At 74.5% G+C, this 11,564-nt stretch carries 10 protein-coding genes; 6 read left to right on the top strand and 4 right to left on the bottom strand.

What is annotated here, in order from left to right:
- Complete coding sequence (locus tag ACIBG7_RS02995; RefSeq protein WP_397334984.1) at window positions 1-1,518, top strand: PucR family transcriptional regulator; 1,518 nt, start codon at window positions 1-3, stop codon at window positions 1,516-1,518.
- Here the strand turns inward: ACIBG7_RS02995 and ACIBG7_RS02990 are convergent.
- From ACIBG7_RS02990 to ACIBG7_RS02980, 3 genes are all read right to left on the bottom strand, one after another.
- Window positions 1,423-2,664 (bottom strand): serine hydrolase domain-containing protein, encoded by a 1,242-nt coding sequence (locus tag ACIBG7_RS02990; RefSeq protein WP_397334983.1) that lies wholly within the window; start codon window positions 2,662-2,664, stop codon window positions 1,423-1,425. The genes ACIBG7_RS02995 and ACIBG7_RS02990 overlap by 96 nt on opposite strands.
- On the bottom strand, window positions 2,661-4,043 hold the full coding sequence (locus ACIBG7_RS02985; RefSeq protein ID WP_397334982.1) for a pyridoxal phosphate-dependent decarboxylase family protein: 1,383 nt from the start codon (window positions 4,041-4,043) through the stop codon (window positions 2,661-2,663). Before ACIBG7_RS02985 ends, ACIBG7_RS02990 begins: the two co-directional genes overlap by 4 nt.
- An 85-nt stretch (window positions 4,044-4,128) precedes the next feature.
- Window positions 4,129-5,619 carry a PucR family transcriptional regulator gene (locus tag ACIBG7_RS02980; RefSeq protein WP_397334981.1) on the bottom strand — a complete coding sequence of 497 codons (1,491 nt, stop codon included), beginning with the start codon at window positions 5,617-5,619 and terminating at the stop codon, window positions 4,129-4,131.
- Between the two features lie 96 nt (window positions 5,620-5,715).
- On the opposite strand from ACIBG7_RS02980, the gene ACIBG7_RS02975 reads away from it, so the two are divergent.
- Together ACIBG7_RS02975 and ACIBG7_RS02970 are read left to right on the top strand one after the other, a co-directional pair.
- Window positions 5,716-6,609, top strand: a complete 894-nt coding sequence (locus ACIBG7_RS02975; RefSeq protein ID WP_357916699.1) for a glycosyltransferase family 2 protein — start codon at window positions 5,716-5,718, stop codon at window positions 6,607-6,609.
- Between the two features lies 1 nt (window position 6,610).
- Window positions 6,611-7,672 (top strand): glycosyltransferase family 4 protein, encoded by a 1,062-nt coding sequence (locus ACIBG7_RS02970; RefSeq protein ID WP_357916702.1) that lies wholly within the window; start codon window positions 6,611-6,613, stop codon window positions 7,670-7,672.
- Here the strand turns inward: ACIBG7_RS02970 and ACIBG7_RS02965 are convergent.
- Window positions 7,573-8,535, bottom strand: a complete 963-nt coding sequence (locus ACIBG7_RS02965; RefSeq protein WP_397334980.1) for a lysylphosphatidylglycerol synthase domain-containing protein — start codon at window positions 8,533-8,535, stop codon at window positions 7,573-7,575. The genes ACIBG7_RS02970 and ACIBG7_RS02965 overlap by 100 nt on opposite strands.
- 73 nt (window positions 8,536-8,608) lie before the next feature.
- On the opposite strand from ACIBG7_RS02965, the gene ACIBG7_RS02960 reads away from it, so the two are divergent.
- The 3 genes from ACIBG7_RS02960 to ACIBG7_RS02950 are packed head-to-tail and all read left to right on the top strand — an operon-like array spanning window position 8,609 to window position 11,557.
- A complete protein-coding gene (locus ACIBG7_RS02960) occupies window positions 8,609-9,427 on the top strand; it encodes a methyltransferase domain-containing protein (protein ID WP_397334979.1) in 819 nt (272 codons plus the stop codon).
- Window positions 9,424-10,365 (top strand): lysylphosphatidylglycerol synthase domain-containing protein, encoded by a 942-nt coding sequence (locus ACIBG7_RS02955; RefSeq protein WP_397334978.1) that lies wholly within the window; start codon window positions 9,424-9,426, stop codon window positions 10,363-10,365. The genes ACIBG7_RS02960 and ACIBG7_RS02955 overlap by 4 nt, the downstream gene beginning before the upstream one ends.
- A 52-nt stretch (window positions 10,366-10,417) precedes the next feature.
- The gene (locus ACIBG7_RS02950; protein ID WP_357916714.1) at window positions 10,418-11,557 is read left to right on the top strand and encodes a glycosyltransferase family 1 protein; all 1,140 of its coding nucleotides are present in this window, start codon (window positions 10,418-10,420) and stop codon (window positions 11,555-11,557) included.
- The last annotated feature ends 7 nt before the right edge of the window (window positions 11,558-11,564 follow it).

The following is an 11,564-nucleotide window of genomic DNA, read 5'->3' as shown; positions in this document are numbered from 1 at the left end:
GTGGGTGCTGGCTCGTCTCTGGCGGGACTTCTCGACGCGTTCACGCTGGTGGTGGCCCCGCGCGGGCTGGATGTCGCGATCACCGGCGCCGTGCTGCACGATCTGGCGGGCGCGCCGGTCACCCGCGCCGGTTCCGTGGTGCTGCTCGTGGGCGTGGACCCCGCGCGTCCCGAGTCGGCGTCGGTGCTGTCCGGGCTGACGGGGGCCGCGGCGGCGGTGGTGCGTTCCGAGCCGTGCGCGGCCCTGGTCAGCGCAGCGGAGGAGACGGGTGTCGCGCTGCTCCGGTCCCCGTCGCCGTGGGCGAAGGTGTTCGCCCTGGTCGAGGCGGCCTCGGCGGACCGCGCTCCGGGTCCGGCGGCCGAGGCGCTCGCCCGGGTGCCGCCAGGCGACCTCGACTGCCTGGCCGACGACGCGGCGGCGCTGCTCGGCCGGCCCGTGCTCGTCCTCGACGCGGAGTGGCGGCTGCTGGCCCACTCGGCGGTGCTCGACCAGTGGACCGACGAGCTCCACCGCGAACTGCTCCTGACCAGGGCCGTCCCGGAACGCGACGCGCCACCCGGCACCAGGCTGCTGCTGCTCGCCGGGCACCGGGCGCTGCGCTTCCGCAACGAGGAGGACGGCCGCCCGGTCTGGCGGATCGGCGCGGGCATCCGCTGGGCGGGACGGCCGGTGGGCATGCTGTGGGTGCACGAGGGCCGCACCGAACTCCCGACGGAGTACCTCCTGCTCGCCGAGGAGATCGCGAGCATCAGCGGCTTCCACGTGTCGAGACACCTCGCGGCCAGGAGGAACGACCGCGAGCGGCGCGGACGGCTCGCCGGTCAGGCGCTCGACGGCGTCGGCTCCGCGGCGGCCTGTCGCGCGCTCGGGCTCGGGCTCTCCTCCGGCTGCGTGGTCGCCGCCGTGCGCGCGGCCCGCCCCGGGCTGCTCGACGCCGTCTCGACGGCCCTGGCGGCCCGCGGGCAGCCGGCCGCCTGCGTGCTCAGGGACGAGATCGTCTACGCGATCCTCCCGGCGGGCACCGCCGATGCGATCGCCGGCGAGCTCGCCGGCGATCTCGGGGTCAGGGTCGCCCTCGGCTGTACGGCACGCACCGCCCACGGCCTCACCCGCTCCGCCCGGCTGGCCTCGCTCGTCCTGACCGTCATGGAGGACGCCGGCCCGCGCGACGCCGCCTCGCTCCGGGCACGGGTGGCCGTCGAGGAGGTGCTCGACCTGCTGGACGGCACGCCCGACCTCCTCCTGCACGAGCTCGGCACCGCCCAGGAGGAGACCGTGCTGACCTGGATCGAGGCGATGGGCGACGCGGCGCGGACCGCGGCCCGCACGGGACTGCACCCGAACGGGGTCCGCTACCGGGTGCGCCGCCTGGCCGAGGAGGGGCTCGACCTGGCCGACCCCGACACCCGGCTGCTGGCCTGGCTAAGGCTGCGCCTCCCCGGTCCTGGGCAGCGCCCGCGCGCTCAGGTAGACGAAGGCGGACCCGCCGTCGCCGGCCTCTCCGGCGAAGACGAGTGAGGTGCCGTCGGGGGCCACGAGCGTGGCGGCGTCGGCGGGCAGAGCCGTCGTGGTCTCGCTCTCGCCCTCGTCCTCGTCGGTGAGCGTCACCAGGAAGCCGCCCGACGGCTCGCGCCTGACCTCGACCGACACCGCCCTGGCCGCGTAGCGCCCCTCGAAGCGCGCCGGGTCGCACGGCGCGGCCTCGGCGGGAACGGGCGGCGGGGCGGGCGGCGTGACGCCGAGCAACGACGGCGCCAGGTCGTCGAACAACGCCCGGCCCGCGCCGCCGTTCGTGACCAGCGCCACCGCCACCCCGGTCCCCGGCACCGCACGCAGGAACGCCGCCTGCCCGTTCGTGGAGCCGTCGTGCCCGATCACCGGACCGCCGGGCCAGTCGCGCCCCTCCCAGCCCAGCGACCACCAGTCGCCCCGCCGCGCCATCCCCCGCGGCAGGCGCACCTGGGGACTCACCGCCCACGCGGCGTCCAGGTGCGCTCCGGCGAAACGGACGAGGTCGCGCGCGCTCATCGCCAGCGACGAGCCCGCGGGGGCGTTCGAGCGCGGCATCGCCCAGACCGGCACCACCTGCCCGCCCTCGTGGCCGACGGCCGGCCGCCCGAGGATCGCCTGGCCGGCCGAGGTGGCCACGGTCAGCCCGAGCGGCCCGGCGAGCCGTTCCTCCACGGCGCGTTCCCAGCTCAGCCCGGTGACGACCTCGACGATCCGGCCGAGGACGCAGTAGCCGGTGTTGCAGTAGGAGAAGCGCTCGCCCGCCGGGAAGACCTGGGGCGCGAGCTCGTCGAGCGCGGCGACGTACCGTTCGAGCGCGTCGTCGCCGGGACCGAAGTCGTCGTAGAGGTCGCCCTCCAGCCCCGAGGTGTGGGTGAGCAGGTGCCGCGGGGTGAGACCGGCGCGGAAGCCGGGCAGCAGCTCGCGCACCTCGGCGTCCAGGTCGAGGTCGAGCTCCATGACCAGCGCGGCGGTCCACAGCTTGGTGATCGAGCCGATCTGGAAGAGCGCGTCGATGGTGACGGGCCAGCCGGTGGCGAGGTTGAGCACGCCGGTCGCGGCGTCACGCACCTCCCCGCCGGCCAGCACCGCGACGGCGGCCCCCGGCACCCCGTGCCGGGCGGCGAGCTCGGCCAGCCGCTCGTCGAGCCTCATCGCGTCTCCTTCGTGCCCGCGAGCACCCGGCCCGCGTCGATCACGGCGGCGAGGACGGCGGCCACGTCCGCCTCCGGGTTCAGCACGGTCAGCTTGAGGCAGACCCGGCCGTCCAGCTCGGTGCGGCCGACCACGGCCCGGCCCTCGGCCAGCAGGCGGCGGCGCAGTCCGGCGTTCACCAGGTCGCCGTCCGGCGCCCGGTAGCGGAAGACCACGGTCGACAGCACGGGCCGCACGACCAGTTCGAGCTCGGGCGACGCCTCGACCAGGTCGGCGGCCCGGTTCGCGAGGGTGTGGCAGCGCTCGACGAGCGCGCCCAGGCCGCTCCTGCCCAGCGAGCGCAGCACGACGAGGATCTTCGCGCAGTCGGGCCGCCGGGTCGTCCGCAGCGAGACGCCGAGCAGCCCGTCGTAGCCCTCGGCCACGTCGTCGCCGGGATTGAGGTAGGCCGCGCTCATCTCCAGGGACCGCAGCGCCCCCGCCTCCTTCACGAGGAACACCCCGGCCGCCGCCGGCACCCAGCCGAACTTGTGCAGGTCGATCGCCACGGAGTCGGCCCGGCCCAGGCCGTCGAGCAGGGGAGCGAGCCGCGAGGAGAACAACGCGCCACCGCCGTGGGCGGCGTCCACGTGCAGCCACGCGCCGTGCGAGGCGCACAGCGCGGCGATCTCGTGCAGCGGGTCGATCGCGCCGGTGTCGGTGGTGCCCGCCGTGGCCACGACCGCCACCGGGATTTCGCCCATGGCCGCCGCGTCGGACAGCGCCGCGGCGAGGGCGCCCGCGTGCATCCGGTGGGAGGCGTCGGTGGGGACGGGGATCACGGCGTCCTCGCCGAGGCCCAGCAGGGCGGCGGCTCGCCGTACGGAGAAGTGGGCGGCGCGGGAGCAGAAGACCAGCCTGCGGCGCGACGCGGCGGGGCGGCGGTCGCGGGCCAGGAGCAGGCCCATGAGGTTCGACTCGCTGCCGCCCGTGGTGACCGTGCCCGAGGCGTGCTCGCCGTACCCGACAAGGGTGGCGAGGGCGGCGACGAGCGCCTTCTCCATGGTCACCGCGCTGGGCGCCTGGTCCCACGAGTCGAGCGACGGGTTGAGCATCGAGACCGCGAGATCGGTCGCGACCGCCTCGGGCAGCGGCGGGCAGTGCAGGTGGGCGGCGCAGCGCGGGTCGGCGGGGTCGGGGCCGCCGTAGGCCAGCAGCCAGGCGAGGGCGGTGGCCGCCTCCTCGGCTCCCGTGCCACGTTCGGGCAGCACGTCGCCGAGGACCCGGCGGACCCTCGCCTCCAGCTCGGCGGGCGACCCGGCGGGCACCGGGCCACCCCGCGCGGCCGAGCCCTCGGCCATCGCCTCGGTGACGCGGTCGATCAGCACGTTCAACGTCATGCGGCCCACGATGCCGCCGCCCGGCCGCCCGTGAACTGGCCTGTGGCACAAACGCGGGCCGCGTCGGTTGTCCGGGACGGCCAGGTCAGCCGGAGGGGCGGTGCGCCAGGCGGAGGCGGAGCCACGTGGCCAGCCTGACGTCAGGGTCGTGCAGGTCGAGGCCGCTCTCGGCGAGCTTGCGCACCCGGTACCTGAGCGTGTTCGGGTGCACGTCCAGCCGGTCGGCCGCCGCCCGGTAGTCGCCGCCCGCCTCCAGCCAGGCCAGCATCCACGGCTCGGCGGGCAGCCGGTGCACGAGCAGGTCGGTACGGTCACCCAGCAGGTGACGCAGCTCGCCGATCGCGGCCTCGGTCCGGACGTCGTCCACGCTCGCCACCGCGGGCCCGTCCGGCCGCCCGAGCAGCACGTCGAGCACCAGCGCCGCCTGGCGCGCCGAGCGCGGCAGTTCCTCGGCCGACCACACCTGGCCGCCCACTCCCGCGACCAGCCGCCGCCGCCCGCGCGGCCGCCCGACGGCGTCGGCGGCGAACTCCCTGGCCCTCGGCCCGAGCACCAGGCAGACCGTGTCGCCGCGCAGCGCGCAGGCGGCGGGCCGGCGATAGCCCTCCAGGTGCGCGGCCAGGCTCTCCAGCAGCACCCCGCCCGGCACGTCCGCCCTCGATCCCACCGCGACCACCGTGAGCCCCTCGGCCGGGTCGAGCCCGAGCTCCCGGCAGGCGCCGGCGGCGCCCTCGCCGCCCTCGACGGCCAGCCCGGCGAGCTCGCCCTGCCTCCGCCGTACGGCACGCGCCTGCCCGAGGTGCGTGGCCGCGAGCCGCGCGAACCGCTCCACCAGCTCCAGCCGGTCGTCCGGCAGGGGCGCCTCGCCGTCGATCACCCAGAGCATCCCGTACGGCACGCCGCCCGCCAGCACCCCCGCCCCGATCCGCCCGGAGGCCCCGCGGCCCAGCCGCCGCGCCCGCCCGTCACGCAGCAGCTCCCGCCGCATCTGGGGCAGCGCCTCCGCCTCGGGGACGATCCGGTTGAGCACGGTCTCCCGCATCAGGTCACCGGCGGTGCGCAGGTCGTGCGCGGAGTAGGCCAGCAGCCGCCACTGCGTGTCGACGAGCAGGACCGGCCGGTTGAGCGCGGCGCCCATGGCCCCGGCCAGCGCGGGCAGGTCGCCCGGCGGCACGCCGCCCAGGTCGCCCGCCACACCGCCGGCGTCGCGCCCGCCGGTGAGGTCGTCGGCCATGGTGAACAGGTGCGTCCAGGCCAGCGCCCACCGCATCCGCAGGAGCGCGACGCCCGCCTCCCGCGCCGCCGCGACGAGCGGTCCCACGGCCTCGTCCCGGCACGGCCCCACGACCGCAGCCGCGGCCCCGCGCAGCCCGCGCACCCCTTCGGCCGTCGCCGGGCCGGCGGGGTCGAGCCCGACCATCAGCACCAGCGAGCCGGGCGGCGGCGGATCGCCGAACACCGTCGTGCCACTCACCTCGACCGAGGAAGGACCCGACAGAACCTCGAGCAGACCCTCGCCCACCTGCGTGATCAGCAGGTCGAGCGGCACCCGCGCCCGCGCCTCAGCACCGTCCATGTCCCGCAGCCTAGGCGCGGATTCTTGCCGGGTAGTGCACCCGGCCTCCGGCTGGGCAGGGTAGCCTCAACGCCCGTGAGCAGCACTGGATCCCCCATGGCAGAAGCCCCCTACGTCACGATCGTCCTGCCGTGTTACAACGAGCAGGACCACGTCATCGACGAGGTCGACCGCATCTGCAAAGCCATGGACTCCAGCGGTTACACCTACGAGCTGGTCGCCGTGGACGACTGCTCGACCGACCAGACGCTCCAGCGCCTCCAGGACGCCGCCCCGGGCTACCCGCACCTGCGCATCCGCGCCTTCCACCGCAACGGCGGCTCGGGCACCGTGCGCCGGATCGGCACGCAGGAGGCCCGCGGCGAGATCGTCGTGTGGACCGACGCGGACATGACCTACCCGAACGAGCGCATCCCCGAGCTGGTCCAGCTCCTGGAGAAGGACCACACGATCGACCAGGTCGTGGGCGCGCGCACGTCGGAGGAGGGCTCGCACAAGATGTTGCGGGTCCCGGCGAAGTGGGTGATCAGGAAGATCGCCGAGCGCCTGGCCGGTCAGAAGATCCCCGACCTGAACTCCGGGCTGCGCGCCTTCCGCAAGAGCGTGGCCCGGCCTTATCTGCGGCTGCTGCCGCCCGGTTTCTCCTGCGTCACGACGATCACGCTGTCGTTCCTGATGAACCAGCACGACGTGCACTACCTGCCGATCGACTACGCCAAGCGGGCGGGCACGTCGAAGTTCAGCTTCGTCTCCGACGCCTACCGCTACATCCTGCAGGTGCTGCGGATGATCATGTACTTCAACCCGCTCAAGGTGCTCATGCCGGTGGCGTTGTGGCTGATCGTCATCGGGCTGGTCAAGGGCGTGTTCGACGTGGCGCGGTACGGGTTCTACCTGACCAGCAACACCATCGTGATCTTCCTGTCCGGGATGCTGATCGGGTCGGTGGCCCTGCTGGCCGACCTGATCGTGCGCTCGCGAGGGGAGTAGCGTGCGCATCGCGATCGTCGGGCCGACCTACCCCTACAAGGGCGGGGGCGCGCAGCACACCACCGAGCTGGCCAGGCGGCTGAGCGAGGCGGGCCACGACGTGGTGATCGAGTCGTGGCGGGCGCAGTACCCCTCCTTCCTGTACCCGGGGCAGCAGACGATCAGCGAGCCCGAGGGCCTGCCGTACCCGCGGACGCGGCGCGTGCTCGACTGGCGCAACCCGCTGGGCTGGGTGGCGGCCGGGCGGCGGCTGCGGGGGGCCGATCTGGTGGTGTTCGCGGTGCTGAGCCCGGTGCAGGTGCCGGCCTACCTGGGCATCCTGGCGGGGCTGCGCGGCGGGGCCCGGACGGTCGCGTTGTGCCACAACGTCCTGCCGCACGAGCGCAAGCCGTACGACCGGCCGCTGATGAAGGCCCTGCTGGGCCGGGTGGACGCGGTCCTGACGCACTCGGCCGAGCAGGCCGGCCTGGCCCGCGAGCTGACCGCGAAGCCGGTCGGCACCGCCGGGCTGCCGCCGCACCTGCCGGCGACCTCGGCCGACCGGTCGGCCGAGGTGCACCGGCGGCTGCTGTTCTTCGGCATCGTCCGCCCGTACAAGGGTCTCGACGTGCTGCTGCGGGCGTTGCCCGAGGGGATCGCGCTGACCGTGGCGGGTGAGTTCTGGGGCGGCCTGGAGCAGACGAAGGCCCTGATCGCCGAGCTCGGGCTGGGCGAGCGGGTGGACCTGCGGCCGGGGTACGTGGCGGCCGGCGAGGTGCCGGCCCTGTTCGCCGCCGCGGACGCGGTGGTCCTGCCCTACCGGAGCGCGACGGCCAGCCAGAACGTGTGGCTGGCGCACGAGCACGGCCTGCCGGTGATCGCCACCCGGGTGGGCGCGCTGGCCGACCACGTGACCGACGGCGTGGACGGGCTGCTGGTCCGGCCGGGCGACGTGGCCGGGCTGCGCGCGGCGATCGAGCGTTTCTACGAGCCGGGCGAGCCGGAGCGGTTGCGCTCGGGCGTCAAGGCGGTGGACCCGGAGCCGTTCTGGGCCTCGTACACCGCCGCGCTGCTGGAGCTCTGACGGCCCAGCAGGAAGAACAGCCCCGCCATGAGCAGCTCGGACAGGGTGAAGACCAGCCGCGAGACGATCCCGATGGCCAGGGCGACCGGCGCGCCGATCAGCGGGCCGAGCACCACGACCAGGGCGCCCTCGCGCACGCCGACGCCGGAGGGGATGAAGAAGACCAGCAGCCCGCTGGCCCAGGCGAAGGCGAAGGCGCCGGTCGAGACGGGGTAGCCGGAGCCGCCGAGCAGCCAGATGTGCAGGCCCCAGCAGGCCCAGCCAAGAGCGGTCCAGGCCACCGCGACCAGCAGCGCGCGGCCGGGCAGGACGCTCTCCAGCGGCTCGCGCCGCGCCAGCCGCAGGGCCAGGTTGAGGCCCCAGGTGAGCACCCGGGGATGCAGGCAGACGATGATCAGCGGGATGAGCAGCAGGAGGTACCACGCCCCGGCGAAGGCCTGCTGGGCGGTGGCCGCGGCCAGGCCGAGCGCGACGCCCAGGTTGACCAGCAGCCCGAGCGAGATGGTGGCGAAGGTGCGCGTGGGCGGGCTGCCCTGGCTGCGGCCCAGCTCCATCATCGCCGCGTAGGCCCAGACCGTGCCGGGGATGTACTTGCCGAGCTGGCCGACGAACATGATCCGCCCGGCCATCCGCAGCGGCAGCGGCGAGCCGAGACCGGCCAGGATGCGCCGCCAGGCCAGCACCATGCACAGTTGCCCGGCCAGCACCGCGGCGAGCGCGGCCAGCACCGAGGCGGGCGACATGGCCGACAGCGCCTTGCTGGTCTCGTCCCAGGTGCGGGCGACGCCGTACGCCAGGAAGCCGAGGGCGACCAGCGCGAGCAGGACCCGGAGCAGGGTGGAGGAACGCAGGCGGGCCAGCATCAGGCCAGCGTAGCCGGGCCGGCCGGGCGGAACCAGACGGCCGGGCGCCCGTGGGCCGGTACTGTGGGGCAGCGTGGCGAGGCAAAAGCAGCTCGAGTACTCCGAGTTCCAGGCGGCGATGCTGGACGAGGCCAAGCGGCGGCGCAAGGCGGCGAAGATCATCGCGGTCCTGGAGCACTTCCGCGGCTCGCTCGCCGGGCTGACCGTCGGCGACGTCGGCTGCTCGGCCGGGTTCATCGCCGACGAGCTGGCCGCGGTCTCCAAGCACACCCTCGGCGTCGACATCGACGTGCCGGGCCTGCGCAAGGCCGCCGACCGCTTCGGCGAGCGGGTGGCCTTCGTCTGCGGCGACGGCACCGCGCTGCCCTTCCCGGACGGCTCGGTGGACGTGCTGGTCTTCAACCACATCTACGAGCACGTGGTCGACCCGGACGCGGTGGTGGCCGAGATGCACCGGGTGCTGGCCGACGACGGCGTGCTCTACCTCGGGCTGGGCAACAAGCTCGGGATCATGGAGCCGCACTACAAGCTGCCGTTCCTGTCCTACCTGCCCGAGCGGGCGGCCGACCGGTACGTGCGGGCCTTCGGCAAGGCCGACCACTACTACGAGCGCTTCCGCACGCGGCGGGGGCTGCGCCGGATGCTGCGCGCCTTCCACGTGTGGGACTACACCTTCCCGGTGCTGGCCACGCCCGAGCGCTTCGCCGGCGGCGAGCTGTTCCCCGGCGTGCTCGGCAAGATCGCCCGGGCGGTGCTCGGCCTCACCCCGCGGGCGGTGCTGGGCCTGCTGCTGCCGCTGGTGCCGACCTACATCTGGGTGGCCACCAAGCGGCCGGCGCTCCCGGTGGGGGCGCGGCTGCCGCAGCCACCCGAGCGGGTCCGGCCGCTGTGACCACCCCCGATCTCCCGCCCACCGACCAGGCACCGGACGTGCCGCCCGTGACTCCAGGCGGAGGGAAGAACCGGCGGGCGCTGCTGCGGCGGGTCGTGCGGATCGTCTTCCTGCTCGTCGCCCTCGGCTTCGGCGCCTGGTTCGTCGCCCGGCAGTGGGACGAGGTGCGCGCCGGCTTCGCCCGCATCTCCCTGCCGATGACCGCCGCCTCGCTGGCCGCCGTCGTGGCCGCCCTGCTGGGCGCCATGTTCACCTGGCGCTCGCTGCTGGCCGACCTCGGCTCCCCCCTGCCCGTACGGCCGGCCGCCAAGGTCTTCTTCGTCGGCCAGCTCGGCAAGTACATCCCCGGCTCGCTCTGGCCGGTGCTGGCCCAGATGGAGATGGGCAAGGACCTCGGCGTCCCGCGCTCGCGCAGCGCCGCCGCCTTCTTCCTGATGATGCCGGTGCAACTGGCCAGCGGCCTGCTGGTCACCCTGGCGACGCTCGGCTGGGACCGCTACGGCTGGATCCTGCTGGCCGTGCCGGTGCTGCTGGTGCTGCTCGAACCCAAGGTGATCAACCGGCTGATCGGCCTGGTGCTGCGCAGGCTCAAGCGCGAGCCGCTGGAGCGCCCGCTGACCCGCCGCGGCATGCTCACCGCGCTGGCCTGGGCGTTGTCCGGCTGGATCGCCTACGGCGTGCACCTGTACTTCGTCGTCGGCTCCGACCTGCTGTTCTGCGTGGGCGCCTTCGCGCTGTCGTGGTGCCTGGGCATCCTGACCTTCGTCGTCCCGGCGGGGGCCGGGGTCCGTGAGGTCGCGATGGTCGCCGTGCTCGCGCCGATCCTCGACCAGGGGAGCGCCATCGCGGTCGCGCTGGTCTCCCGGATGGTCATCGTCGCCGGTGACGTGATCTGTGCCGGAGTGGCCGGTATAACGGCAAAGCGCACAGGTGTGTGACGCCCGCCACAGGGGGAGTGTCCCCGGCATAAGGTAAAGAGGATGCACGGTCTTGAGGGGAGAGATCTGCGTGATGCCTCGGGTGCTCATCGACGCCGCCGCGGTCCCCGCCGATCGCGGTGCGCTGATCCGCTATGTCGACGGGCTGATCGGAGCGCTCGACCGCGCCGGGGCCGACCTGGTGGTCGTCTGCCAGCGGGCGGACGCCGACCGCTACGCCAGGCTGGCGCCCTCGGCGCGGATCATTCCCGGCCCGCCGTCGATCACCAACCGGTCCACCCGGCTCGCCTGGGAGCAGGCCAGCCTGCCGGTGCTGGCGCTCCAGGCCGGCGCGCAGGTGATCCACGCCCCGTACTACTCCATGCCGCTGCGCTCCGGGCTGCCGACCGTGGTGACCGTGCACGACGTCACCTGGTTCACCGATCCCGGCCGGCACGACCCCGACCGGGCCTCCTTCATCCGCTCGGCCACCCGCACCGCCGCCCGGCACGCGACCCGGGTGATCGTGCCCTCCAAGGCCACCAGGGACGAGCTGATCCGGGTGCTGGCGGCCGACCCGACCCGGATCGACGTCGCCTATCACGGCGTCGACCAGGCGGTCTTCCACCCGCCGACGGCGGAGCAGACCCGGCGGGCGGCCAACCGGTGCGGGCTGCACGGCCGGCCGTACGTGGCCTTCCTGGGGGCGCTCGACCCGCGCAAGAACGTGCCCAACCTGATCCGCGGCTTCGCGATGGCGGTCGAGGGCATGGCCGAGCCGCCCGCGCTGGTGATCGGCGGCGGCATGCACACCGAGGACGTCGACGCCGCCTGCCGCGAGACCGAGGCGGTCGTCAAGGTGGTCCGGCCCGGCTACCTGTCCAACGGGGAGATCAGCGGCTTCCTCGGCGGCGCGCAGGTGGTCGCCTTCCCGTCGGTGGGCGAGGGTTTCGGGCTGCCGGTGCTGGAGGCCATGGCCTGCGGCGCTCCGGTGCTGACCACCCATCGCACCTCGCTGCCCGAGGTCGGCGGTGACGCGGTCGCCTACACCGAGCCCGACGCCGCCAGCATCGCGGTCGCGTTGCGCCAGTTGCTCGACGCACCCGAGCGCCGCGAGCAGCTCAGCGCCGCCGGGCTGGCCCGAGCCCGCGAATTCACCTGGGACGCATCGGCCGAAGCGCATCTCAGCGCTTATCTACGCGCCGTCGAATAGACTCGCC

Origin of the sequence: Nonomuraea sp. NPDC050328 (assembly GCF_044459405.1) — a bacterium.
GTDB lineage: Bacteria > Actinomycetota > Actinomycetes > Streptosporangiales > Streptosporangiaceae > Nonomuraea.
This window is presented reverse-complemented; position numbering and strand designations above follow the sequence as displayed.